Raw genomic sequence first — 24,470 nt, 5'->3', positions numbered from 1 at the left:
CGGGCGCGTTTTGGGCCGGTTCGACATGTGATCCATCCTTACAGATGGGCGCTCCTCGTTGGGGAGGAGTGTCCCGCCGACCGGGATGCTGGAACTTCGTTGCGAAAGCAAGCTGCGAACGCGTGAAAGCCGCGCGATCACCCGGATGTGTCACAAATCGGCAATCTGTCCGTGAGGCGGGTCACGCCCGGTCGAGCAGGTCCGGCCGCCGCTCGCGGGTCAGCCGTAGTGCCTCGTCCGCGCGCCAGCGGGCGATGGCCGCGTGGTTGCCGCCGGTGAGCACCTCCGGGATGGCACGGCCCTCCCAGTCGCGGGGGCGCGTGTAGTGCGGGTACTCGAGCCGGCCGTTCTCGAAGCTCTCCTCGACGCCGGATGCCTCCTTACCCATCACGCCGGGCAGCAGCCGCACGCAGGCGTCGATGAGCACCATCGCGGCGATCTCGCCGCCCGAGAGCACGTAGTCGCCGATCGAGACCTCCTCAAGCCCGCGGCCCGCGATGACGCGCTCGTCCACGCCCTCGAAGCGCCCGCAGACCACGACGAGGCCGGGGCCGGCGGCGAGCGCCCGCACGCGCTCCTGCGTCAGCGGGCGGCCGCGGGGCGACATCAGGAGGCGCGGGCGCGGGTCGCCGGGGCCCGAGGCCGCGTCGATGGCTGCGGCGAGCACGTCGCAGCGCAGCACCATCCCGGCGCCGCCGCCCGCGGGCGTGTCGTCCACGCTGCGGTGACGGCCGAGCCCGTGACCGCGGATGTTGCGGGCGGTGAGCGCCCAGGCGCCGCGGTCGAGCGCGTCCCCCGACAGGGAGACGCCGAGCGGGCCCGGGAACATCTCGGGGTAGAGGGTGAGCACGGTGGCCTGCCAGGGGGCGCTGGCGTCGTTCGTGGACATGCGAGCGGTCATGGCGCGTGCGGCCGTCCAGGGTCAATGGCCGGAGGCGCCGGAAGCCGCGGCGTCATGCCGGGCCTCGCACAGCGCGGATCCGGGATCCAGAACCGCCGCCGCTGCCTTATCCTGCCTCACGCCGGCGGATCCGGGAGACGGACCCGCCAATCCTCGGGACCCGCATGTCGCGAAACGGCCTCCTCCCTCTCGCGCTCCTGGCGGCGCTGGCAACTCCGGCTTCCGCCGCGGAGCCGCTCGGGCCGCCGGGCGCGCCGGCCTCCGCCTTCCCGAAGCCCGACCGTCCCGTCGCCGAGATCGTCGCCGCGCAGTGGGCGCTGGAGAAGGAGCGCGAGAAGGCGGACGAGGTCGGGCAGGTTGCGCGCCTGATGGGCATTGCTCCGGGGCAGACCGTCGCCGATATCGGCGCGGGCAGCGGCTACTACACCCTGCGGCTTTCCGAGCGCGTCGGGCCGCAGGGCCGCGTGCTCGCCGAGGACGTGACGCCGCGCTACCTCGCCGACCTTCAGAAGCGGGTGCAGAAAGCGGGCCTGCGCAACATCACGGTGGTGCGGGGCGAGCCCCACGACCCAAGGCTGAAGCCAGCCTCCGTCGACGCGGCCGTTCTGGTCCACATGTACCACGAGATCAGCCAGCCCTTCGGGCTCCTGCACAACCTCGCCGCCGCGATGAAGCCGGGTGGCCGGGTCGGCATCGTGGACGCCGACGACATCCCCTCGCGCCACGGCACACCGCCCGCACTCCTGCGCTGCGAGCTCGCAGCCGCGGGCTACCGCGAGACCGGCTTCACGGTTCTCGAAGGGGACGTCGGCTATCTCGCGATCTTCGAGGCGCCCGCACCGGAGACGCGCCCGGACCCGCGCACGATCCGCCCCTGCCGGGACGAGGCGAGCCGGGGCGCGAAGTAGCGCCTCAGGCCGGCTCGTTCGGCGGCTTCGGGCCGGCGGGCGCGAACAGATCCTCGGGTGGGTCGACCGTGACACGGCCGTCCGGGAGGTCGAGGCTCGGCACGAACGCCTTGGTGAAGGGCAGGAGCGCAGTCGGGCCGCCGCCCTCGGGACGGATCTCCAGGAGGTCACCGCCGCCGTAGTTCGGCACCGCGACGATGCTGCCGAGCGTCTGGCCCACCACGTCGACAACGGTCAGGCCGACGAGGTCGGCGGTGAAGAACTCGTCCTCCGCATCCGCCTCGCCGAGACGCTCGCGCGGCACGTAGAGGGCGAGGCGGTTCAATGCCTCGGCGCCGTTCCGGTCGGCGACGCCCTTCACCCGCGCGACGAGGAGGTCCGGCGCGGAGCCGGGCGCCGGGCGGGCGCTCGCGATCTCGATGCTGCGGCCGTCGAGGGTGCTGAGCGGGCCGTAGGCCGCGATCGCCACGGGATCGGCCGTGTAGGATTTCAGGCGGACCTCGCCGTTGAGCCCGTGCGCCCGCCCGAACTCGCCCATCAGGACGAGGTCCGGGTCGGGTGCGGCGGGGGCCGGACTCGCCCCGGCGGCCGAGGGCCGCGGCGAAGTCTCGGAATCGGGCGCGAGGCGCGGCGGCCTCGCGCGGCGGGCGCCGTCCCCGCGGGGTGGATGTCCGCCGGGACGGCGCGCCATCGTCCGGGCCTCAGGCCGCGGCGTCCTCGGCCGGGGCGGCGGCCGCCTCGGCGCGCTTGGCCGCGCGCTCCTTGGACTTCTCGCCGGGCTCGGCCTTCTTCGGGTTGTTGCGGGCCGGGCGCTTGGCGAGGCCGGCGGCGTCGAGGAAGCGCAGGACGCGGTCGGTCGGCTGGGCGCCCTTGGTGAGCCACGCCTGGATCTTGTCGGTCTCGAGCTGAACGCGGGCCGGATCGTCCTTGGCCTTCATGGGGTCGTAGACGCCGACCTTCTCGATGAAGCGGCCGTCGCGCGGGGCGCGGGAATCGGCCACGACGATGCGGTAGTAGGGGCGCTTCTTGGCGCCGCCGCGGGTGAGGCGGATCTTGAGGGACATGCTTCGAACTCCTGACTGTGCGTTGTGAGATGGAGGCGAGGGGAGCGTCGCCAGCCTACTTCTTCTTCCCGAACGGGAACCCGCCGAGGCCGGGCAGACCCGGCACCTTCGGCCCGCCGAGCCCCGGAAGGCCCGGCATCTTGCCGCCGCCCGGACCTCCGAGGCCCGACGGCATCGGCGGCAGCTTGCCGCCGAACTGCTTCTCGATCTGCGCGATCTGCTCCGGCGTCGGCTCCGGCATGCCCGGGGGCAGGGCCGGCATGCCGCCCGGCATCCCACCGCCGCCGAGGCCGAACATCGAGCCGAGCGCCTGACCGATCCCGCGCTTGCCCGAGCCCATCGCCTTCATCATGTCGGCCATGGTCCGGTGCATCTTGAGGAGCTTGTTGATCTCCTCGACCTTCACGCCCGCGCCCGCCGCGATGCGCTTCTTGCGCGAGTTCTTGAGGAGGTCGGGGTTCTTGCGCTCCTGCGGGGTCATCGAGGAGATGATCGCCCGCTGGCGCTTGAACATCTTCTCGTCGAGGTTCGCGCCCTCGACCTGCTTCTTGATCTGGCCCATGCCCGGCAGCATGCCCATGAGGCCGCCGATGCCGCCCATCTTCTCCATCTGGGCGAGCTGCATCGAGAGATCCTCGAGGTCGAACTTGCCCTTGCGCATCTTCTCGGCGGTGCGCATCGCCTGCTCGGCGTCGATCGTCTCCGCCGCCTTCTCGACCAGGGAGACGATGTCGCCCATGCCGAGGATGCGGTTGGCCACGCGCGCCGGGTGGAACTCCTCCAGCGCGTCGACCTTCTCGCCGGTGCCGACGAGCTTGATCGGCTTGCCGGTGACAGCGCGCATGGAGAGCGCCGCGCCGCCGCGGGAATCGCCGTCCATGCGGGTCAGCACGATGCCGGTGACGCCGAGGCGCCCGTCGAAGGCGCGGGCGGTGTTGACCGCGTCCTGGCCGGTGAGCGCGTCGGCGACGAGCAGCACTTCGTGGGGCTTGGCCGCCGCCTTCACCTCGGCGGCCTCGGTCATCAGGGCCTCGTCGACCGTGGTGCGGCCGGCGGTGTCGAGCATCACCACGTCGAAGCCGCCGAGGCGGGCCGCGTCCATGGCGCGCTTGGCGATCTGCACCGCCGACTGGCCGGGGATGATCGGCAGGCTCTCGACGCCGACCTGGCCGGCCAGCACGGCGAGCTGCTCCATGGCGGCCGGGCGGCGGGTGTCGAGGGAGGCGAGGAGCACGCGGCGGCGCTCGCGCTCGGTCAGGCGGCGGGCGATCTTGGCGGTGGTCGTCGTCTTGCCCGAGCCCTGGAGGCCGACCATCAGGATGGCGACGGGGGCGGGCGCGTTGAGGTCGATCACCTCGGCCTGCTCGCCCAGCATCGCCACGAGCTCGTCGTTGACGATCTTGACGACCATCTGCCCGGGCGTGACCGACTTGAGGACGGTGGCACCCACCGCCTTCTCGCGGACCCGGTCGGTGAAGCCGCGCACCACCTCCAGAGCCACGTCGGCCTCGAGGAGGGCGCGGCGCACCTCGCGCATGGCGGCGGTGACGTCGGCCTCGGTCAGGGCGCCGCGGCGCGTCAGCCCGGAGAGGATTCCGGAGAGGCGGTCGGACAGGCCTTCGAACATGGTCAGGCGATTCCGTGGGTCACTGGTGGAGCCCCGCCTTCTCGACCCGGCGGGCCTGGAGCGCGGCCTCGAAGCTCTGCACGGCGCGGGCGAACTTGTCCCGGCACTCCGGGTTGCAGAACCCGACGACGGCGCCGTTGTAGAGCGTCAGCGAATCCGCCGCGACCGGCTTGCCGGACCACGGGCAGGTCTCGTTGATCGCATCCTCGATGCGCAGGGCGGTCTCGTGTGCTGGCGTCATGGCTTCGACACACCGGGGCAGGACGCGCTTCGTCCAACGCAGAACACGCCCGAGGGCGCGGACGCGCTGTCGGGCGTTGACCTCCGGCCTCTCGGGCCGGTCGGCGTTCGGGTTGACGTCGATGCGTCGGATTGGGAGCGCGGGCCTTAGGCGCGTGTGGCCGAAAAGTCAAATTCCCGCATCGGATCAGAAGGGCCCCGTTAAGCTTTACGCTTCATTAAGCATGATCTGGTCGGATGGCTTCGAGATCGCAAGGACGCCCGTCGATGTCGGAACCCGCCCGTCAGTACAGCTCGCACGAGAGCGGCCGCCCGGCTCCGGGCCCCTTGCGCGACTGGCTCGCCGCCATGAAGGCCCATACGCCGGCCGCCGCCGAGAAGCCGGCCGCCCGTCCGGAGGCGCCGCGCGCCGCCGAGCCTCCGAGCTGGGCCCCGCGCCTCGTGCCGCCGAACGCGTCCCAGACCGAGCGCAACCCTGCGGAGCGCCCGCTGGCGGAGCCCGCCCGCGCCCTGGCCGAGGCCGAGGACGTGTCCGAACTGATGGCCGAGAACCTGATGCTCAAGGCGAAGCTGCGGGTCGAGACCGACCGCTACGCCCAGCTCCAGGCGATGCTCGCCCAGGAGATCCGCGACCTTCGCGCGCACGTTCAGGAGGAGATGAGCGCCCTGGACTCCGTCCGCGAGGAGCGTGACCTCTGGCGTGCCCGCGCCGAGGCCCTGGCGCAGCCGCTGTTCCAGAAGCGCTGAGACGCGCACTCACACTGCCGGAAAAGCCGAAGGGCCGCCCGATGGGGCGGCCCTTCCATTGCCGAACCGCGGTCCGGCCGAAACTGTCTCGCTCGGATCTCTGACGCTCTACGCGAGGGCGCCGGAGGCGACGAACCAGGTCCGGAAAGCCGACGACCGCGGCTGATGACAATGAGACACTGGATCACCTCCTTTCGTTGGTTGCGGGAAGCCCGAAGGTAGGAAACCGCACACGGGATGAAAAGAGGCCGGACCGGGAGGGCACCTGCGCCCTCTCGCCGCTGCCGGGCCGCGGCTGGCCAGCGCCGTCGCGGCGGCCTAAAGAGGGCCGGCGCGGACCGGCCGGCCGCGCGAGGGCCGCGCCCCGCGGCCGCCCGGGCCTTGGTCACTCGTGTCGAACGCCTCCCTCCAGACCCTCCGCGCCGCGGACGAGGCCGCCCTCGATCCCGACGCCATGCGCCAGCCGCTGCCGGACGCGTGGTACTGCGTCGGGCGGTCGGAAGCGCTGACGGCCGGCAAGCTCCGCTCCGTCCCCCTCAACGGTGAGCTGATCGTGATGGGGCGCGACGCCGCGGGCACGCCGTTCGCCCTGCGCGACCGCTGCCCGCATCGCGGCATGGCGCTCTCCAAGGGGCGCTTCGACGGGGCTTCCCTGACCTGCCCGTTCCACGGCTGGCGCTTCGGCACGGACGGGCGCTGCCGCGACGTGCCGACCCTCTCGGCCTCCGACGCGGCCGATTTCTCGCGCATCGTCGTGCAGCGCTTCCCCGTGCGGGAGAGCGCCGGCTTCGCCTGGGTCAACCCGAACCTTGGACCCGCGAGCGCCGACGTGCCGGCCGTGCCGGAGCTCAACTTCGAGCCCGCGGGCCGCGTCGTGGTGGAGCTCGAGGTCGAGGCCTCCTTCGATCTCACGACGCTCAGCCTCGTCGATCCGGGCCATGTCGCCTTCGTGCACGATTCCTGGTGGTTCCGGCCCTCGAAGGAGCTGCGCGAGAAGGTGAAGTCCTTCAGGCCGACGCCGCACGGCTTCACGATGACGAGCCACGCCACCACCAAGAGTTCGCCCGTCTACCGGCTGCTGGGCGGCGTGCCCGACGTCGAGATCGAGTTCCGGTTGCCGGGCGTGCGCCTGGAGCGGATCCGGGCCGGCTCGAAGCGGGTGGCGAACTACACCTTCGCGACGCCGCTGACCCAGAACCGGACGCTGCTGACGAACGCCCTCTACTTCAGCATGCCGGCCCTCAAGCCGTTGCAGCCGCTCGCCAAGCTGCTGATGCGCCAGTTCCTGACCCAGGACCAGCAGGTTCTCCAGCACGCCCAGGCCGGCCTTGACCGGAAGCCCACCATGGTCCTGTTCGGCCAGGGGGACCTGCCCTCGCAATGGTACTTCCGCCTGAAGCGCGAGGCGCTGCAGGCCGCCCGCGAGGGGCGTGCCTTCGCGAACCCGCTGCAGCCGCAGGAGCTGCGCTGGCGCTCCTGAGATGCCGGCGGCTGCGGCACGCAGGCCCGGCGCCTTGACGGGACGCAGGCCCCCGCCATCTCACCGCCGATGAAACGGCGAAGCCTCCTCGCGGCCGCCAGCGCCGCCACGGTGATGACCCTCGGCGGCGTCGGCTACGCCGCCCACCGGCGCAGCCGCAATCCCTATTACCAGGGCCCGAAGAGCGACCATTTCGACGGGGTCCGCTTCCACAGCCCCGAGCAGGCGGCCGACAAGGATCTCGCCGAGGTCATCCGCTGGCAGCTCGCGCGCCAGGGCGAGGCATGGCCGAAGAGCTTCCCGAGCCCCTTCGCCGCCGACAAGCCGCCCGAGCGCTCGGATGCCCTGCGCGTCGCGCTGATCGGCCACGCGAGCTACCTGTTCCAGGTGGCGGGCCGCAACATCCTGGTCGACCCGGTCTTCGCCAAGCGTGCGAGCCCGGTCGCCTTCGCTGGGCCGAAGCGCGTCAACCCGCCCGGGGTCGCCTTCGCCGACCTGCCGCCGATCGACGCTGTGCTGATCACTCACAATCACTACGACCACCTCGACGGGCCAGCCGTCGCACGGCTCTGGCAGGCGCACCAGCCCCTGATCGTGGCGCCCCTCGGCAACGACGCGATCCTGCGATCCTACGACGAGACGATGCACGTGGAGCCGCGGGACTGGGGCGAGAGCGTCGATCTCGGCGGCGGCCTCTCGGTCCACCTCGTGCCGGCGAACCACTGGTCGGCGCGGGGCCTCAACGACAGGCGCATGGCGCTCTGGTGCGCCTACGTGATCACCGGGCCTCACGGCGTCCACTACCACGTCGGCGACAGTGGGCTCGGCGACGGCGGGATCTTCCGCGCGGTGCGCGAGCGTTTCGGCGCCCCGCGCCTCGCCACGCTGCCGATCGGCGCCTACGAGCCGCGCTGGTTCATGCAGCCGCAGCACATGAACCCGCATGACGCGGTCGCGGCGGTGGGTCTTCTCGGCGCGGAGCAGGCCCTCGGCCACCATTGGGGAACCTTTCGCCTGACCGACGAGGGCGTCGAGCGACCGCCGGAAGCCCTCGCCGCGGCGCTGCGAGAAGCCGGGCACCCGGAGGAGCGCTTCCTGCCGATGCGGCCCGGTCAGGTGTGGACGGCCTGAGGAGCCGCGCGGTCGGCGAACTGCGGCGGACTTAAAGGAGACGTAAGGCACGGCTGGTAGAACAAGTGTCCATTGAAGACCTTCCGCCGCAAGAGTTCGCCATGCACCGGCTTCGAAGCCTCACCACCAAGATCATTCTCCTAGCCGGTGCCGCGATTGTCTTGACGGTCGGCATTCTGCTCGCCGCAACGAGCCATCAGATCTGGTCACAGATCGAGGAAAAGCAGCGTGCCGAGGCCGAGACCCACATCCGGACGCTGGCCCTCGTCTTCGCCGGCAAGGTCGCGGGCGCGTCGGTCGGGCTCGACGGATCCCGGGTCGCGCGCGTCACGACCCCGGATCTCGGCACGCTCGGCGACCTCTCGGTGGTCGACGACGCGACGGGCTACATCGGCGGCAACGCCACGGTGTTCGCCCGCGAGGCCGGTGCCGACCGCTACGTCCGCCGCATCACGAACGTGAAGAAGGAGAACGGCGAGCGCGCCGTCGGGACGGCTCTCGCCGCCGACCATCCGGCGCAGGCCGCGATCCGGGCGGGACAGGCCTATTCGGGCAGCGTCGTCCTGTTCGGGCGGCCCTTCTACACGGTCTACCACCCGACTTTCGACAAAGCCGGCAGCGTCAACGGCATCCTCTACGTCGGCATCCCGCTGGAGCGGTACCACGCCGACTACAGCGCCACGATGTGGACCATGGCGCTCGTCAGCCTCGCGGTGGCCGTGCTCGCCTGCCTCGTCATGATACCGGTCGCGGTGCGTATGTTCCGGCCCCTCAACGAGATCGCGGCGCGCACGACCCGCCTCGCCGAGGGTGACCTCGACGCGCCGATCCCCTCGCAGGATCGCCGCGACGAGATCGGCGCAGTGGCCCGCGCCCTCGGCTCCCTGCGCGACACCAGCCGGCGCGCCCGCAGCCTCGAATCCGATCAGCGCAGCGCGAGCGAGTGCGAGCGTCAGCGCCGCGAATTGCTCGACGGCGAGGTCGAGCGCTTCCGGGTCCGGGTGCAGCAGTCGATCGCGACCTTCAACGCGCGCACCGGCGAGATGCGCGAGCGCGCGGCGGCGATGAGCGCCGTCTCGGCGCAGGCCAACGCGGCGATCGACGGCGCATCGGCCGGCTCGCGGGAGACCTCGGCCAACGTGCAGACCGTCGCGAGCGCGGCCGAGGAGCTCGCTGCCTCGATCGCCGAGATCCAGGGCCGGATCGGGCGGGCGAAGGGCGAGGTCGAAGGCGCCCTCGGCGTGGCCGAGGCGATGAACGCGCAGGTCGGCGACCTGACCGCCTCCGCCCAGCGCATCGGCGACGTGGTCGGCCTGATCCGGGCGGTGGCCGAGCAGACTAACCTGCTCGCGCTCAACGCCACCATCGAGGCGGCGCGTGCCGGCGAGGCGGGCCGCGGCTTCGCGGTGGTCGCCGCCGAGGTCAAGCAGCTCGCCGGCCAGACAGCGCGCGCCACCGACGAGATCGCCGCGCAGGTCGCGCGGGTGCAGGACGCCACCGGCGTCGCCGTCGACGCGATCGGCCGCATGACGAGCCGGATGGGCTCGATCAGCGCCACGACCGCCGACATCTCGGAGGCCGTCGCCGCGCAAGGGGCGGCCACGGAGGAGATCTCCCGCAACGTCGGCGAGACCGCAGCGACGAGCGTCGCCATCGCCCGAGACCTCGGCACCGTGTCGAGCGCCGCGCAGCGCACGTCCGAGATGGCGGCGACGGTCGAATCCGCCGCCTCCTCGGTGGAGGACGTGGCGGCGGGCCTCGAGGCCGAGATCGGCCGCTTCCTCAAGGCCGTCGCGGCCTGACGGCGCGACCCGGCGCCCCCGGCGGGGCGCCGGGCGCTACAGGATGAAGCGGCTCAGGTCCGCGTTCGCCGCCAGGCTCTCGACCCGGTCGCGGACGTAGGTCGCGTCGATCGTGACCGTCTCGCCCGACCGGTCGGTCGCCGTGAAGGAGATGTCGTCGATCACCCGCTCCAGAACCGTCTGCAGGCGGCGGGCACCGATATTCTCGACCGAGCCGTTCACCTCGACGGCGACGCGGGCCAGCGCGTCGACCGCGTCCTCCGTGAAGACCAGATCGACGCCCTCGGTCTCCATCAGCGCGACCGTCTGCTTCAGCAGGCTCGCTTCCGTGGAGGTGAGGATCTGCCGAAAATCGTCGACGGTGAGAGGGTTGAGCTCGACGCGGATCGGAAGCCGGCCCTGGAGTTCGGGCAGGAGGTCGGCGGGCTTCGAGACATGGAAGGCGCCCGAGGCGATGAAGAGGACGTGGTCGGTCTTCACCGGCCCGTGCTTGGTCGCAACCGTCGTGCCCTCGATGAGCGGAAGCAGGTCGCGCTGCACGCCCTCGCGGGAGACGTCGGCGCCCGCGCGGCCCTCGCGGGCGCAGATCTTGTCGATCTCGTCGAGGAAGACGATGCCGTTGTCCTCGACCTCGCGGACCGCCTCCTGGATCAGGGCGTCGTTGTCGACGAGCTTGTCGGATTCCTCCGCCAGCAGCGGCGCGTAGGCGTCGCGCACGGTGATGCGGCGCGGTTTGCCCTTCCCGCCGCCGAGCGCCTTGCCCAGCATGTCGCCGATGTTGATCGCGCCCATCGAGGCGCCGGGCACGCCGGGGATCTCGAACATCGGCAGGCCGGCCGGCGCACCGGAGGCGAGTTCCAGCTCGACCTCCTTGTCGTCGAGCTCGCTGTTCCGGAGCTTCTTGCGGAAGCTGTCGCGGGTGGCCTGGCTCGCGGTGGGGCCGACGAGCGCGTCGAGGATGCGGTTCTCGGCGGCGGCCTCGGCCTTCGCCTTGACCTCGCGGCGCTTCTCCTCGCGACGCAGGCCGATTCCGACCTCCACGAGGTCGCGCACGATCTGCTCGACGTCGCGGCCGACATAGCCGACCTCGGTGAATTTCGTCGCCTCGACCTTCAGGAAGGGCGCGCCCGCGAGCCGGGCGAGGCGCCGGGCGATCTCAGTCTTGCCGCAGCCGGTGGGGCCGATCATCAGGATGTTCTTCGGCGCCACTTCCTCGCGCAGCGGACCCTTGAGCTGCTGGCGGCGCCAGCGGTTGCGCAGGGCGATCGCGACGGCGCGCTTGGCATCGTGCTGACCGACGATGAAGCGATCGAGTTCGGAGACGATCTCGCGGGGTGAGAAGGTGGTCATCGGGCTCCTATCGGATGCGGCAGGCGGGCCGCGAACGAGGGGGGAAGGCGGTTCAGCACGAGGCGCCGCAAGTCCTTCCAGGCGATGCTCAGGCCCAGCACGAACAGCCCCAGCACGAGCAGGCTGTAGGCGATGGCCCAGTTCTCGAACCCCGCCTCGCTGATCAGGGTCCCGAGCGCGACACCGGCATAGATCAGGCCTGAGACGAGGATCGCGCGGCGGTCCGTCGCAAGGGCGACCACGGCGAGGCCGAGCACGATCGCAAGCACCAGGGAGGCGGTGGCAGGCCCCGATCCGTCCGCCTGGATAAACCCCAGCACGGGGTGGACGATGAGCGGCGCCGCCAGAAGATGCAACCAGAAGGCGAGGTCAGTGCGCCGCGTCACCCGCTCCGGATCCGAGAGGTCGAAGCGCATGGCGAGCGCGAACACGGCGAGGCCGAGACCGGCGGCGAGGCCGGAGCGGAGAAAAGGCATCTCGGCCGGCAGCAGAGCGTCGAGCAGGCCGAAAGCGCCCACGACGAGCACCGCGACGCCCGCCGCGACGGTGATGGGCACGCGGAAGCGCCGGTAGTGCAGGGCCGCGAGAACGCCCGAGACCGCCGCGGCGGCGATCTGGGCGAGGATGCCCGCCTCGGAGGGGGCCGCGCGGCCCTCGACGATGGACCAGAAGCGCAGGTCGGCGGAGATCGCGCTGCCCACCGCCGCGAAGGCCGCGCAGACGAAGCTTGCCAGGAGGACGATGCTCGGCAGCGCCATCCGGCGCCGGCGGGAGAACACCTCCGCGAGCCCCCAGGACAGCGCCGCGACGAGGGCGGCCGCGGCCGGGGTGCCCAGAGCGCTGGACGCGAGCACGCCGGTCGTGCCGAGGACGAGGATGAGGCCGATCGTGACGAAGATGTCGGCGAAGCCGGTGACGAAGCGGACGCGCTCGTCGTCGTCCGTGAGATCGGTGGAGATCGGCGGCGCCTCCTCGCGGCGCAGTGCGGCGAGCGCGGTGGCCTGCGCCTCGCTCACGATGCCGCGGGCCACCGCGCGCTGAAGGAAGTCCCTGTCGTCCACCGGCCACGCCCCTGCCGGCCGGCCCGCGTTCACGCGGGCACTGACGGCCGTCATGGCGGGGATTTAGGCGTCCGCGGCCGCCCCCGAAAGGCGCGGCCGCGCTTTTCGCGGGCTCAGGCCGCGCGCACGCCGCTGACGAAGCCGTCGACCTCGCGGCCGAGCGTCTCCGACTGGCGGTTGAGGTCGCCCGCGGCGGCCAGCACCTGCGTGGCGCCGCTGCCGGCCTGGAGCGCCGCGCGCTGGACCTGCGCCATCGTCTCGGTGACGGCCTGGGTGCCGCGGGCGGCGTCGTTGACGCTGCGGGCGATCTCCTGGGTCGCGACCTGCTGCTCCTCGACCGCCGCGGCCACGCCGAGGGCGATCTGGTGCACAGTGCCGATCGTGTCGCTGATCTCGCCGATGGCGCCCACCGTGTCGCGGGTGGCGTCCTGGATGGTCGCGATCTGCGCCGTGATCTCGTCGGTGGCGCGGGCCGTCTGGGAGGCCAACTCCTTCACCTCGCTCGCCACCACGGCGAAGCCGCGCCCCGCCTCGCCGGCGCGCGCCGCCTCGATCGTCGCGTTGAGCGCGAGCAGGTTCGTCTGCCCGGCGATGTTCGAGATCAGCGCCACGACCTCGCCGATGCTGGAGGCGCTGCGGGCGAGCATCTGCACCCGCTCGTTGGTGCGGCGCGCGCTCTCGACGGCGCCGGCCGCGGCCTGCGAGGTCTGGGTGACCTGCATGCCGATCTCGTTGGCGGTGGCGGCGAGTTCCTCCGTCGCGGTGGCGACAGCCTGGACGTTCATCGAGGTCTCGTTGGCCGCCGCCATCACGGCGCTCGACTGGCGGTTCGTCTGCTCGGCGTTGGCCGCCATGGTGCGGGCGGTCTGCTCCAGTTCGGAGGCGGCGCCCGCGAGGTTGCGCACGAGGCCGCCGACGCTGCCCTGGAAGCGATCGGCGAGACCGTTCATCTCCGCGCGCTTGCGCGTGCCGGCCTCGACGCTCGCGAGATCCTGGTTGCGGCGCAGGTCGGCCGCTTCCTGCATCGAGGCGGCGAAGACCTGCATGCTGCGCCAGATCGCGCCGATCTCGTCGCGGGTCGGGCGTATCGCCGGCAGGTTGTGGTCGCCCTCCGAGAGCCTGCGGATCGCCGCCGAGACGGCGCCGAGGGGCCGCGAGATCTGACGATAGCCGACGAAGCCGCCGAGCGCGGCGCAGGCCAGGGCCCCGCCGAGCGCGATCAGGAGGAGCAACTTCAGGCGCTCGGCGTAGAGATCGTCGGTCGCCCTGTCGATCGCCTCGACCTGGGCGCGGCTGCGCTGCACCAGGGAGTCGACGCCGGCCTGGAAGGCCTTGCGGTTCGCCCGGTTCTCGTCGTTGAAGCCGAGTTCGGCCGCGGCCTTCGGCGAGACCTCGACGCCGCGCTTGGCGAGCTCGCCGCGAAGCGTGGTGAAGGCAGCGGCATCCTTCAGCATCTGCTCGAAGACCGGGCGGTCGGCGGCGGAGACCAGGGGGGCCCACTCCTTGAGCAGGGCGTTCATCGCCGCGAGGCTCTTCACGAGGCCCTCGGCGTACTTCTTCGCCTCGGTCGTGTCGACGGAGGCGTAGATGCCGCGGGATTCCACGACCACCTCGGTGACGAGGCGGTTGAGGTTCGCCCCGTTCAGCGCGTGCGTCGAGGCGCGCTTCACGTCCGTGATCGCATCGTTGAACGTGTGCAGGGTGCTGATGCTCACGGCCGCGCCGGTGAGCGTGACGAGCGTGCAGGCTCCGACGAACCCGAGGATCTTTGTCTTGATCTGCATTTTACAACCTGGGGGCGAGTTTCCGCCGGCCAGACACTGCAGGAAACTGCTCAAGGCACGGTTAACGTGCCGCAAAATCAGGCGGAGCCGGCCTCCAGCGTCTCGATGACGAGGTTGCCGTTCGTGTAGACGCAGATCTCGGCAGCGATTCCGAGTGCCCGGCGCACGATGTCCTCGGCATCGTGCGCGCTGTCCTCAAGAGCACGGGCCGCGGCGAGCGCGAAGTTGCCGCCCGAGCCGATCGCCATCACGCCGCCCTCGGGCTCGAGCACGTCGCCGCTGCCCGACAGGAGGAGCCCGACATCTTTGTCGGCCACGAGCATCATCGCTTCGAGGCGCCGCAGGTAACGATCGGTCCGCCAATCCTTGGTCAGCTCGACGCACGCACGCGTCAGTTGTCCCGGGTATTGCTCAAGCTTCGCCTCCAGCCGCTCGAACAGGGTGAAGGCGTCGGCGGTCGCACCCGCGAAGCCGCCGATCACCGCGCCCTTGGCGAGGCGCCGGACCTTGCGGGCGTTTCCCTTCACGATGGTCTGCCCGAGGCTCACCTGCCCGTCGCCGCCGATGACGACGCGCCCGTTCTTGCGCACCATCAGGATGGTGGTGGCGTGCATCTGCGGCAGGCCGCCGGATTCGGGTTGGGGCACGGGACGCTCCGGTCTGGGGTTCGATACCGCACTCAGGTAGGCGCTCCGGCGCGGCGCTCCAAGGCACCGGAGCCGCGAACCCGCTCCGGAGCCGAGCCGGCCTAGCCCGGGAAGCGCTCGAAGCGCGGCAGCGCGTCGAACCCTGCGAACCAGGCGGGCGCGTCCGCGGTCTGGATGCGGGCCTGAGGGGGCAGGGCGTCCGGGTCGTCGAGGGTCGCGGTCTGGACGTCGATCTGGCCGGGGAAGATGGACTCGTTGCGGTAGAATAGGCCCGTGCCGCAGGTGGCGCAGAACTGCCGCAGCGTGCCGGGCGAGGATACGTAGGTCGCCGGCGTGCCGGTGATCGTGAAGCGCTCCTGCGGGAACAACGCCCAGCCGACCACCGGCGCTCCCGCCGAGCGGCGGCAATCGGCGCAGTGGCAGAGGGAATTGTGGGCGGGCTCGCCCTCGGCCGCGTAGCGGATCGCGCCGCAGCGGCATCCTCCCGTCAGAGCCATCCTCGTTCCTCCGTTCCGGCGCCCCGGTGTGGCATAACCGGCCGAAGGCCGGCAACCCGCCTCAGACCACCACGGTGATCGCCTGCGCGGCCCGGGTCAGGCCGGTGTAGAGCCAGCGCGCCCGGTGCTCGCGGAAGGCGAACGACTCGTCGAAGAGCACGACCTTGTCCCACTGCGACCCCTGCGCCTTGTGGACGGTGAGGGCGTAGCCGTAGGTGAACTCGTCGGTCTCGCGCCGCAGGAAGGCGGGAATCTCCTCCTCCGAGCCCTCCATCACCGCCCGCAGCACCTTGATGTCCGTGGGGCGGCGGCGCAGGGCCGGGTCGTCCTCCGGCACCACGTCGAGGCGGATCGTGTCGGGCCGCGGCGGGGCGCGCAGCGCGTGCACCGTCCAGGTCGAGCCGTTGAGGAGGCCCTTGGTGCGGTCGTTCCTCAGGCAGACGAGCTTCTCGCCCACGGCCGGCATCGGGTCGGTCTGCCCGCCGAGCTCGCGGATGCGGGTGTTGTAGAGGCGGCGCGTCCGGTTCATGCCGACGAGGACCTGATCGGATTCGAGCACCATCATCGGCTCGATCTCCCGGCGCGAGATCACGCGGCTCTGGCCATAGGTGCCGCGCTCGAGGCGGCCACCCTCGCGCACCGTCATCGCCATGCGCACGATCGGGTCGTCGGCCGCCTGCCGGTGCACGTCCGTCAGCATCACGTCGGGCTCGGCCTCGGTGAAGAAGCCGCCGCCGCGCACGGGAGGAAGCTGGGCCGGGTCGCCGAGCACGAGGACCGGCTTGTCGAAGGAGAGGAGATCGTTGCCGAGATCGGCATCGACCATCGAGCACTCGTCGATGACGATGAGCTCGGCCTTCGCCGCCGGCCCCGAGCGGTTGAGGGTGAAGGCGGGTCCGCCCTCCTCGGTCTCCTTGGTGCGGTAGATCAGGCTGTGGATGGTCTGCGCGTCATGGCAGCCCTTCTGGCGCATCACGGAGGCCGCCTTGCCGGTGAAGGCGCCGAACACCACCGTGCCGTCGACATCGTCGGCGATGCGCCGGGCGAGCGTCGTCTTGCCGGTGCCGGCGTAGCCGAACAGGCGGAACACCTGCGCGCCGCCGCCCTTGCGCCACGCGTCGATGGCCCGCAGCGCCGCGTCCTGCTGCGGCGCGAAGCGCGTCGGCAGCGCCTCGGTCACGGCCAGCGGACGGTGGGCGGCAGCGAGGACAGGATGGAGGTGACGTTGCCGCCGGTCTTCAGGCCGAAGATGGTGCCGCGGTCGTAGAGCAGGTTGAACTCCACGTAGCGCCCGCGCCGCACCTGCTGCTCGAGCCGGTCGGCCTCCGTCCAGGGCGTGGCGAGGTTCGCCCGCACGATCTCGGGATAGACCTTGAGGAAGGCCTGACCCACGTCGCGCGTGTAGGCGAGGTCCGCCTGCGGCTCGCCCGTCCAATGATAGTCGTAGAAGATGCCGCCGATGCCGCGGGGCTCGTCCCGGTGCTTGAGGTGGAAGTACTCGTCGCACCACGCCTTGTAGCGGGCGTAGTCCGCAGCCGGGGCGTGCGCCTCGCAGGCCGCGCGCAGCGCCGCGTGGAAGGCCCTCGCGTCCGGATCCTCCTGGTTGCGCCGCCGGTCGAGCACCGGCGTGAGGTCCGCCCCGCCGCCGAACCACGCCTTGGTGGTCACCACGAAGCGGGTGTTCATGTGCACCGTCGGCACGTGCGGGTTCCAGGGATGCGCGATCAGCGAGATGCCGGTGGCGAAGAAGCGCGGATCCTCGGCGGCGCCCGGCATCTGTGCCCGGAACTCCGGGGCGAACTCGCCGTGCACCGTGGAGATGTGCACGCCCGCCTTCTCGAAGACCCGGCCCTTGATCATCGCCATGACGCCGCCGCCGCCCGGCGCGCCGGTGTGGTCGGTCCGCTGCCAGGGCGTCTTCGCGAAGCGGCCGGGCTCGGCCGGCGCGTCCGCGTGGAACGGGCCGGCGGCCTCGTCCTCGATCGCCTCCAGCGCCGAGACGATCCGGTCGCGCAGGGTGGCGAACCAGGCGCCGGCCTCGCTCTTCAGGGCCGTGAGGTCGTCCTCGGAGGGCAGGGGGGTCGGGCTGGGGCTCGGCATCGCACGGTCCGTCATGGCATCAGGCTTTCCCATCCGGACGACGACGCGTCAATTCGGCAGAGCGCGGTCCGCGCTTTCGCGGAAGCCCACCTGCCGGATCGCCTCGCCGAGGATCATGGCGGCGCAGACCGCGACGTTGAGCGAGCGCAGACCCGGCCGGATCGGCACGACGATGCGGGCGTCCGCCGCGGCGTGGACCGCCTCCGGCACGCCCGCCGATTCGCGGCCCATCAGCAGGCAGTCGCCGGGAGCGAAGGCGAAGTCGGTGTAGGGCAGGGCGCCCGCCGTCGTGGCGAGCACGAGCCGGTGGCCGGCCTGCCGCCGCCAGGCCTCGAAGGCGGCCCAGGAACGGTGGCGCGAGAGCGCCACGTGGTCGAGATAGTCGAGGCCGGAGCGTCGCAGGTGCCGGTCCGAGACGTCGAAGCCCGCCGGCTCGATGATCTCGACCGGGACGCCGAGGCAGGCGGCGAGGCGCAGCATGGTGCCGGTGTTCTGGGGGATGTCGGGCTGATAGAGGGCGAGGCGGAGCATCGGGGCGGGGTTTCACGTTGACCCGTGCGGCATCGCCGCCCGGTTGGCAGAGCGTCAAGAGCGCATACATCCGGGGCTCACCCGGAAACCGGTTCAACCTCCCATGTTCCTCGACTGGCTCGAGCGCCGCATCGACCCGTTCGCGCCCTTCGACGAGGGACGCATGCCCCCGAAGACCGTCCTCGGCTTCGCGGGCTTCTACCTGCGACCGATCCGGGGGGCGCTCCTCGTCCTCCTCGCGATCTCCCTCGTCGCCGGCTCGATCGAGGCGTCGCTCTACCTGCTGATGCGCTGGTTCATCGACCTGATGAGCACGGCCGATCGGGCAAGCGTGCTGCAGGATCACAGCCTCGGGATCGCGGCGGCCGTCGTGCTCGTGCTGGTGGTGCGCCCGATCTCGATCTGGCTGCACGAGGCGATCTCGAACCAGCTCGTGGTGCCGCAGGCGACGAACCAGATCCGCTGGCGCACCCACCTGTACACGCTCGGCCACTCGCTCTCCTACTTCCAGGCGGATTTCGCCGGCCGCCTCGCCAACCGGGTCGTTCAGGTGGGCCCGGCCGTGCGCGAGCTCGCCGTCGTCTTCATCGACACGCTGCTTTACGTGGCGATCTACGCGGTCACGGCGGTCGGCCTGTTCGGCTCGATCTCGCCCTGGCTGGCGCTGCCCGTGGTGGCCTGGGTCGCGGCCTACGCCGCCCTCACGGCGTGGTTCGTGCCGCGTGCCCGCAAGCGCTCGCACGCCACCGCCGACACGCGCTCGACCCTCGTCGGGCGGGTGGTCGACAGCTACACCAACATCCTCACCGTCAAGCTCTTCGCCCGCACGCAGGAGGAGCGCGCCGCCGTGCGCGAGGCGGTCGACGTGCACACGCAGGCCTACCTGCACCAGTTCCGCCTCGTCACGGCGACGACGGGGCTGCTCGGCATCCTCAACAGCCTCCTCATCCTCGCCACCGGCACCGTCTGCTTCCTGCTCTGGCAGCGGCAGGGCATGACGACCGGGGAGGCGGCGGCCGGCCTCGCCCTGGTGCTTCGCCTCATCGCCATGTCGGGCTGGGTGATGCAGACGGTGCGCGGCATCTTCGAGAATGTCGGCGTCATCCAGGAGAGCATGCAGACGGTCTCGCGCCCGCACGCCGTGGTGGACGCGCCCGATGCCGGCATCCTTGCGGTGACCGGCGGCGAGATCCGCTTCGAGGGCGTCGACTTCCACTACGGGCGCGGCGACGCCAACGTCATCGAGAATCTCAACCTCACGATCCGGGCGGGCGAGAAGGTCGGCCTCGTGGGCGTCAGCGGCGCGGGCAAGACCACCATAACCTCGCTGCTCCTGCGCCTGCACGACCTCGAGGGCGGCCGCGTCCTCGTGGACGGCCAGGACATCGCGGGCGTCAGCCAGGATTCCCTGCGCTCGGCCATCGCGGTGGTGACGCAGGACACCTCGCTCCTGCATCGCTCGATCCGCGACAACATCGCCTACGGCCGGCCGGAGGCGGGCGAGGCCGAGATCGAGCGGGCGGCCCGGCTCGCCCATGCCGACGGCTTCATCCGCGACCTCGTCGATCACAAGGGCCGGCGCGGCTACGAGGCGCAGGTGGGCGAGCGGGGCGTGAAGCTCTCGGGCGGACAGCGCCAGCGCATCGCCATCGCCCGCGTGATCCTGAAGGACGCCCCGATCCTGATCCTCGACGAGGCGACCTCGGCCCTCGACAGCCAGGTCGAGGCGGCGATCCAGGATTCCCTGGACACGCTGATGCAGGGCAAGACCGTGCTCGCCATCGCGCACCGCCTCTCCACCATCGCCGCCCTCGACCGGCTCATCGTGATCGACGAGGGCCGCATCGTGGAGGAGGGGACGCACGCGGAATTGATCCGCCGCGGCGGCCTCTATGCCCGGCTCTGGGAGCGGCAATCCGGCGGCTTCCTCGCCGACCGTAAAGGGCCGGAGGAGGGCGGGGAGCGTCGAATTCCTGACGCGGTGCGCCGCTAGGAAGCCGCCCGGAACGCGAAGACCACGAATCACCGGGCCGGCCGGAGCGCCGACCGCCTCAGCATCTCAGGACCCGAAACCATGTCGGCACTCGGCCTCGCGGCGCCCGTCGCGCGGGAGCGGGAGACCCGTCGCTCCGTCGGCGCGGAGCTCCGCGCGACGCTCGCCCTCGCCGCGCCCCTCGTCCTCACGAACCTCGCCCAGCACGGGCTCGTGACGATCGGCGTGGTCATCCTCGGGCGCCTCGGCGCGGGCCCCGTCGCGGCGGGCGCGCTCGCGACGAGCCTCTACTTCGTGCTGTTCATCTGCGGGATCGGGCTCACCATGGCGGTCTCGCCTCTGATCGCCGAGGCGCGGGGCCGCGAGCGGGGCGGCGCGGTCCGCGACCCGGACACGGCGCGCCGCATCGTGCGGGCGGGCTTCTGGGCTGTCACGCTCGCGACGGGGCCGCTGATGCTCCTCCTCTGGCACACCGAAGCCCTGCTGCGCGCGCTGGGCGAGCCGGCGGACCTCTCGGAGGCGGCCGGCGCCTACATGCGGACCCTGCAATGGGCGATGTGGCCGGCCCTGCTGTCGCTCGTGCTGCGCTCGGCCCTCACCGCCCTGCAGCGGCCGGGCTGGCCCCTGGCGATCAGCCTGGCGGCGCTGCCCGTCGACGCCGCTCTCGCCCTCTGGCTGTCGTTCGAGGGCGGTCTCGGGCTCGGTCCCGTCGGCGTGGCGCTGGCGACGGTGCTCTCCGCCTTCCTGAGCCTCGCCGCCCTCTGCGCGGTGGTGCTCGTCGACCGCGACTTCCGGCGCCAGCGCCTGCTGCACCGGCTCTGGCGCTTCGATCCGGCCCGGCTCAGGGCACTCGCGGGCCTCGGCGGGCCGATGGCGGCCACCGGCCTCGCGGAGGCCGGCCTGTTCGAGGCCGCCGTCCTCGGCATGGGCCTGTTCGGGACGGCGCAGCTCGCCGCGCACGCGGTCGTGATCCAGGTGGCGGCCACCTGCTTCATGGTGCCGAACGGCATCGCGCAGGCCGCGACGGTGCGCGTCGGCCTCGCCTACGGGGCGCGCGACGGGGCCGGCATCCGGCGCGCGGGCCTCGTGGCGCTCGGCCTCGCCTTCGGCTTCATGAGCCTCTGCGCGCTGACGCAGGTGAGCCTGCCTGAGACGCTCACGGGCCTGTTCCTCGATCTCTCCGCGCCCGCCAATGCCGGCGTCCTGCCTCACGCCACTGCCTTCCTCACCCTCGCGGCCCTGTTCGCGGTGTCGGACGGCGTGCAGTCGGCGACGCTCGGCATGCTGCGCGGGCTGCAGGACACGCGGGTGCCCATGCTGATCGCGATCCTCGGCTACTGGGGCATCGGCGTGCCGGTCGGCGCCGGGCTCGCCTGGGGCGCCGGGCTCGAAGGCCGCGGCATCTGGCTCGGCTTCTGCGCCGGGCTCCTCGTGGTGGCCTGCCTTCTCGTCGCCCGCTGGTTTCGGCTCACTGCGGCCGGCTCCGCCGCACGGGGCCCGGAGCCCGCCGTGCGGCGTTAGGGCATCGGGGCGACAATCCTCCCGTTTGTGCACCGCTGCCGCCCAGGTCGCCTTGACTTCGGGCGACGCGCGGTCGCATTGCACACTTTAGAACGATAATGTTTCGGTCCCCGCGGGCTGGCATTCCTACGAGAGCCTCTGAGGTTCCGGTCGCCGCATCCGTGGCCGGACACCTGCCGTTTGCATGCTTGGAGTTTCCGACCTTGGCAGACACCGTGGCCACAGGCGTTGCCGCCCCGCATGGGGCCGATGGGACGCGACGCGACTTCCTCTTCCTCGCCACCGGAGCGGGCCTCGCCGTCGGCGTCGGCGCCGTGGCCTGGCCCTTCGTCTCATCGATGGCCCCTGACGCCGCCACCGTCGCGGCCGGCGCGCCGATCGAGGTCGACCTCGCCCCGATCCAGGAAGGCCAGATCATCAACGTGTTCTGGCGCGGCAAGCTGATCTTCGTCCGCAACAGGTCCGAGAAGGAGATCCAGGAGCTGCGCGCGGTTCCGATGTCCGAGCTGATCGACCCGCAATCGGACGCTGCCCGCACCAAGGAGGGCCACGAGAAGTGGCTCGTGGTGTACGGCAACTGCACCCATCTCGGCTGCGTGCCGGCGGGCCATTCCGGCCCCTACGACGGCTGGGCCTGCCCGTGCCACGGCTCGCTCTTCGACGCCTCCGGCCGCGTGCGCCGCGGCCCCGCCCCGACCAACCTGCCCGTCCCGCCCTACGCCTTCCAGTCCGACACCAAGATCCGGATCGGCGAGGAGAGCGGCGGCAAGGCCGCGGCCTGATCTGAGGAGATGCGGGTAGCATTATGAGCGCACACGCCACCACCTACGTCCCGAAGAGCCGCTTCGCGAAGTGGTTCGAGGCGCGCCTGCCGATCGCGGGCCTGATCCACTCCTCGTTCATCGCCTTCCCGGTGCCGCGGAACCTGAACTACTTCTGGACCTTCGGCGCGATCCTGATCGCGATGCTCGGCATCCAGATCGTCACCGGCGTTTGGCTGGCGATGCACTACACCGCCACCGCGACCGAGGCGTTCAACTCCGTCGAGCACATCATGCGCGACGTGAACTACGGCTGGCTGCTGCGCTACGCGCACGCCAACGGCGCCTCGATGTTTTTCGTGGCGGTCTACATCCACATCTTCCGCGGCCTCTACTACGGCTCCTACAAGGCCCCGCGCGAGGTGCTCTACATCCTCGGCGTCGTCATCTACCTCCTGATGATGGCCACGGCCTTCCTCGGCTACACCCTGCCGTGGGGCCAGATGAGCTTCTGGGGCGCCACCGTCATCACCAACATCCTGGCCGCGATCCCAGTGGTCGGCGACACGATCCAGAGCCTGCTCTGGGGCGGCTACTCGGTCGGCAACCCGACCATCAACCGCTTCTTCTCGCTGCACTACCTGCTGCCCTGGATGATCGCCGGCGTCGTCGTGCTCCACGTCTGGGCGCTGCACGTCACGGGCCAGAACAACCCGACCGGCATCCCGATCAAGTCCGGCAAGGACGCGGTGCCCTTCACCCCCTACGCGACGATCAAGGACGTGTTCGCCACGGTGGTGTTCATGATCCTGTTCGCGTGGTTCATCTTCTACCAGCCGAACTACCTCGGCCACGCCGACAACTACGTCCCGGCCAACCCCGCCGTGACCCCGGCCCACATCGTGCCCGAATGGTACTTCCTGCCGTTCTACGCGATCCTGCGCGCGGTGCCGGACAAGCTCGGCGGCGTCGTCCTGATGTTCGGCGCGGTGCTGATCCTGGCCTTCGCGCCCTGGCTCGACACCTCCCGCGTCCGCTCGACCAACTACCGGCCGATCTACCGCCAGTTCTTCTGGCTGTTCGTGATCGTCTGCATCGTGCTGGGCTGGCTCGGCGCGAAGCCCCCGGAGGGCGGCTACGTCCTCGCGGCGCGCATCTGCACCGTCTACTACTTCGCCCACTTCCTCCTCGTCATGCCGCTGGTCGGCCTGTTCGAGACCCCGCGGGCGCTGCCGGGCTCGATCCTGGAGAGCGTGACGGGGCCGGGCAAGCAGGTGAGCGGCTCGGGGATGCCGGCGGGTGCCGCCGCATCGCCGACGACCAAGGGTTGAGGACAGGGGACCTGTGAGAGACATGAAGACGACACGCGTCCTCGCCGCCTCCCTGTTCGCGGCATTCCTCGGCGCCTCCGCCCTGCCGGCGCTCGGCGCCGAGGCGCCACAGCCCCCGCTCCAGTCCTGGAGCTTCGCCGGGGTGTTCGGCCGGTTCGATCAGGCCCAGCTCCAGCGCGGCTTCCAGGTCTACAAGGAGGTCTGCTCCGCCTGCCACAGCATGAAGCTCGTGGCCTTCCGCAACCTCTCGCAGGAGGGCGGCCCCGGCTACAGCCCGGCGCAGGTCAAGGCGCTCGCCGCGACCTACCAGGTCAAGGACGGGCCGAACGACTCGGGCGAGATGTTCGAGCGTCCGGGCCGGCCGGCGGACACCTTCCCGCCGCCCTTCCCGAACGATCAGGCCGCCGCCGCGGCCAACGGCGGCAAGGCGCCGCCGGACTTCTCCGTGCTCGCCAAGGCCCGCACCTTCGAGCGCGGCTTCCCCAAGTTCGTCTTCGACGCGCTGCCCTTCGTCGGCTACAGCGAGCAGGGCGTGGACTACATCCACGCGCTGCTCACGGGCTACAAGGACCCGCCCGAGGGCAAAGAGGTGCCGGCCGGCACCTACTACAACGAGTACTATCCGGGCCACCTGATCGCGATGCCGAACCCGATCAGCGACGGTCAGGTGACCTACCCGAAGAACGACCAGGGCGAGCCGGTCGTGCCGGAGACGGTCGACCAGTACTCGAAGGACGTCGCGGCCTTCATGGCCTGGGCGGCCGAGCCGCACATGATGGCCCGCAAGGCGCTCGGCTTCCGGGTGATCCTGTTCCTGATCGTGCTCTCGGGCCTGCTCTACTACGTGAAGAAGAAGGTCTGGGCGGATGTCGGCGGCGAGGTTCACGGCCTCCAGCCGGAACTGCACAAGACCTACTGAGGCCGGCGCACGCGAGCCTCTCCGGACGGGCCCCGCCACGCGGGGCCCGTCTGCGTTTCGGGCGGGCGCCCTTGC

23 protein-coding genes are annotated in these 24,470 nt (G+C 71.4%); 10 read left to right on the top strand and 13 right to left on the bottom strand.

Annotated features, from left to right (window positions below; genetic code table 11):
• Positions 1–181 precede the first annotated feature (181 nt).
• Positions 182–889 carry a tRNA (guanosine(37)-N1)-methyltransferase TrmD gene (gene trmD, locus MOX02_RS03640; RefSeq protein ID WP_174804873.1) on the bottom strand — a complete coding sequence of 236 codons (708 nt, stop codon included), beginning with the start codon at positions 887–889 and terminating at the stop codon, positions 182–184.
• A gap of 176 nt (positions 890–1,065) precedes the next feature.
• On the opposite strand from trmD, the gene MOX02_RS03635 reads away from it, so the two are divergent.
• Positions 1,066–1,809, top strand: a complete 744-nt coding sequence (locus tag MOX02_RS03635; RefSeq protein ID WP_147024362.1) for a class I SAM-dependent methyltransferase — start codon at positions 1,066–1,068, stop codon at positions 1,807–1,809.
• Between the two features lie 4 nt (positions 1,810–1,813).
• Here the strand turns inward: MOX02_RS03635 and rimM are convergent, their stop codons facing one another.
• Genes rimM through MOX02_RS03615 form a run of 4 tightly spaced genes read right to left on the bottom strand, consistent with a single transcriptional unit; the run spans position 1,814 to position 4,741 of the window.
• Positions 1,814–2,500, bottom strand: a complete 687-nt coding sequence (gene rimM / locus MOX02_RS03630; protein ID WP_147024361.1) for a ribosome maturation factor RimM — start codon at positions 2,498–2,500, stop codon at positions 1,814–1,816.
• A 10-nt stretch (positions 2,501–2,510) separates the two neighbouring features.
• Positions 2,511–2,873: a 30S ribosomal protein S16 gene (rpsP, locus tag MOX02_RS03625; RefSeq protein WP_147024360.1), complete on the bottom strand. Its 363-nt coding sequence runs from the start codon at positions 2,871–2,873 to the stop codon at positions 2,511–2,513.
• 55 nt (positions 2,874–2,928) lie between these two features.
• On the bottom strand, positions 2,929–4,500 hold the full coding sequence (ffh, locus tag MOX02_RS03620) for a signal recognition particle protein (protein ID WP_147024359.1): 1,572 nt from the start codon (positions 4,498–4,500) through the stop codon (positions 2,929–2,931).
• A gap of 19 nt (positions 4,501–4,519) precedes the next feature.
• Complete coding sequence (locus MOX02_RS03615; protein ID WP_147024358.1) at positions 4,520–4,741, bottom strand: eL24 family ribosomal protein; 222 nt, start codon at positions 4,739–4,741, stop codon at positions 4,520–4,522.
• Positions 4,742–5,007: 266 nt separating this feature from the next.
• Between MOX02_RS03615 and MOX02_RS03610 the strand changes: the two genes are divergently transcribed.
• From MOX02_RS03610 to MOX02_RS03595, 4 genes are all read left to right on the top strand, one after another.
• Positions 5,008–5,487 carry a hypothetical protein gene (locus MOX02_RS03610; protein WP_147024357.1) on the top strand — a complete coding sequence of 160 codons (480 nt, stop codon included), beginning with the start codon at positions 5,008–5,010 and terminating at the stop codon, positions 5,485–5,487.
• A 454-nt stretch (positions 5,488–5,941) separates the two neighbouring features.
• The gene (locus MOX02_RS03605; protein WP_147024372.1) at positions 5,942–6,967 is read left to right on the top strand and encodes a Rieske 2Fe-2S domain-containing protein; all 1,026 of its coding nucleotides are present in this window, start codon (positions 5,942–5,944) and stop codon (positions 6,965–6,967) included.
• Between the two features lie 69 nt (positions 6,968–7,036).
• A complete protein-coding gene (locus tag MOX02_RS03600) occupies positions 7,037–8,098 on the top strand; it encodes an MBL fold metallo-hydrolase (RefSeq protein ID WP_147024356.1) in 1,062 nt (353 codons plus the stop codon).
• A gap of 161 nt (positions 8,099–8,259) precedes the next feature.
• On the top strand, positions 8,260–9,900 hold the full coding sequence (locus MOX02_RS03595; protein ID WP_238179674.1) for a methyl-accepting chemotaxis protein: 1,641 nt from the start codon (positions 8,260–8,262) through the stop codon (positions 9,898–9,900).
• Positions 9,901–9,936: 36 nt separating this feature from the next.
• Here MOX02_RS03595 and hslU read toward each other — a convergent pair whose 3' ends face one another.
• The 8 genes from hslU to MOX02_RS03555 all read right to left on the bottom strand — a co-directional run bounded on the left by hslU (position 9,937) and on the right by MOX02_RS03555 (position 17,870).
• The gene (gene hslU, locus MOX02_RS03590) at positions 9,937–11,250 is read right to left on the bottom strand and encodes an ATP-dependent protease ATPase subunit HslU (protein WP_147024354.1); all 1,314 of its coding nucleotides are present in this window, start codon (positions 11,248–11,250) and stop codon (positions 9,937–9,939) included.
• The gene (locus MOX02_RS03585) at positions 11,247–12,365 is read right to left on the bottom strand and encodes a hypothetical protein (protein ID WP_238179673.1); all 1,119 of its coding nucleotides are present in this window, start codon (positions 12,363–12,365) and stop codon (positions 11,247–11,249) included. The genes hslU and MOX02_RS03585 overlap by 4 nt, the downstream gene beginning before the upstream one ends.
• A 59-nt stretch (positions 12,366–12,424) precedes the next feature.
• A complete protein-coding gene (locus MOX02_RS03580) occupies positions 12,425–14,095 on the bottom strand; it encodes a methyl-accepting chemotaxis protein (protein ID WP_147024353.1) in 1,671 nt (556 codons plus the stop codon).
• 77 nt (positions 14,096–14,172) lie between these two features.
• Positions 14,173–14,709 carry an ATP-dependent protease subunit HslV gene (hslV, locus tag MOX02_RS03575; RefSeq protein WP_147024370.1) on the bottom strand — a complete coding sequence of 179 codons (537 nt, stop codon included), beginning with the start codon at positions 14,707–14,709 and terminating at the stop codon, positions 14,173–14,175.
• A 134-nt stretch (positions 14,710–14,843) separates the two neighbouring features.
• Complete coding sequence (locus MOX02_RS03570; protein ID WP_147024352.1) at positions 14,844–15,239, bottom strand: GFA family protein; 396 nt, start codon at positions 15,237–15,239, stop codon at positions 14,844–14,846.
• Between the two features lie 61 nt (positions 15,240–15,300).
• Complete coding sequence (locus MOX02_RS03565) at positions 15,301–16,419, bottom strand: ATP-dependent DNA helicase (protein WP_147024351.1); 1,119 nt, start codon at positions 16,417–16,419, stop codon at positions 15,301–15,303.
• A complete protein-coding gene (gene hemF / locus MOX02_RS03560) occupies positions 16,416–17,339 on the bottom strand; it encodes an oxygen-dependent coproporphyrinogen oxidase (RefSeq protein ID WP_147024369.1) in 924 nt (307 codons plus the stop codon). The genes MOX02_RS03565 and hemF overlap by 4 nt, the downstream gene beginning before the upstream one ends.
• 48 nt (positions 17,340–17,387) lie before the next feature.
• Entirely contained in the window at positions 17,388–17,870 is a 483-nt protein-coding gene (locus MOX02_RS03555; protein ID WP_147024350.1) for a tRNA (cytidine(34)-2'-O)-methyltransferase, read from the bottom strand.
• Between the two features lie 103 nt (positions 17,871–17,973).
• Between MOX02_RS03555 and MOX02_RS03550 the strand changes: the two genes are divergently transcribed.
• The 5 genes from MOX02_RS03550 (at position 17,974) to MOX02_RS03530 (ending at position 24,395) form a co-directional block, all read left to right on the top strand.
• Positions 17,974–19,863, top strand: coding sequence for an ABC transporter ATP-binding protein (locus tag MOX02_RS03550; protein ID WP_147024349.1), 1,890 nt, complete (start codon positions 17,974–17,976; stop codon positions 19,861–19,863).
• 81 nt (positions 19,864–19,944) lie between these two features.
• Entirely contained in the window at positions 19,945–21,384 is a 1,440-nt protein-coding gene (locus tag MOX02_RS03545) for an MATE family efflux transporter (RefSeq protein WP_147024348.1), read from the top strand.
• A gap of 203 nt (positions 21,385–21,587) precedes the next feature.
• On the top strand, positions 21,588–22,166 hold the full coding sequence (gene petA, locus MOX02_RS03540; protein WP_244948425.1) for a ubiquinol-cytochrome c reductase iron-sulfur subunit: 579 nt from the start codon (positions 21,588–21,590) through the stop codon (positions 22,164–22,166).
• Positions 22,167–22,189: 23 nt separating this feature from the next.
• The gene (locus MOX02_RS03535; protein WP_147024346.1) at positions 22,190–23,476 is read left to right on the top strand and encodes a cytochrome b; all 1,287 of its coding nucleotides are present in this window, start codon (positions 22,190–22,192) and stop codon (positions 23,474–23,476) included.
• A gap of 22 nt (positions 23,477–23,498) precedes the next feature.
• A complete protein-coding gene (locus MOX02_RS03530; protein ID WP_147024345.1) occupies positions 23,499–24,395 on the top strand; it encodes a cytochrome c1 in 897 nt (298 codons plus the stop codon).
• The last annotated feature ends 75 nt before the right edge of the window (positions 24,396–24,470 follow it).

The organism is Methylobacterium oxalidis (assembly GCF_007992195.1).
Classification (GTDB): Bacteria; Pseudomonadota; Alphaproteobacteria; order Rhizobiales; family Beijerinckiaceae; genus Methylobacterium; species Methylobacterium oxalidis.
Note: the sequence above shows the minus strand (reverse complement) of the source record. Positions and strands in the feature narration are given on the sequence as shown.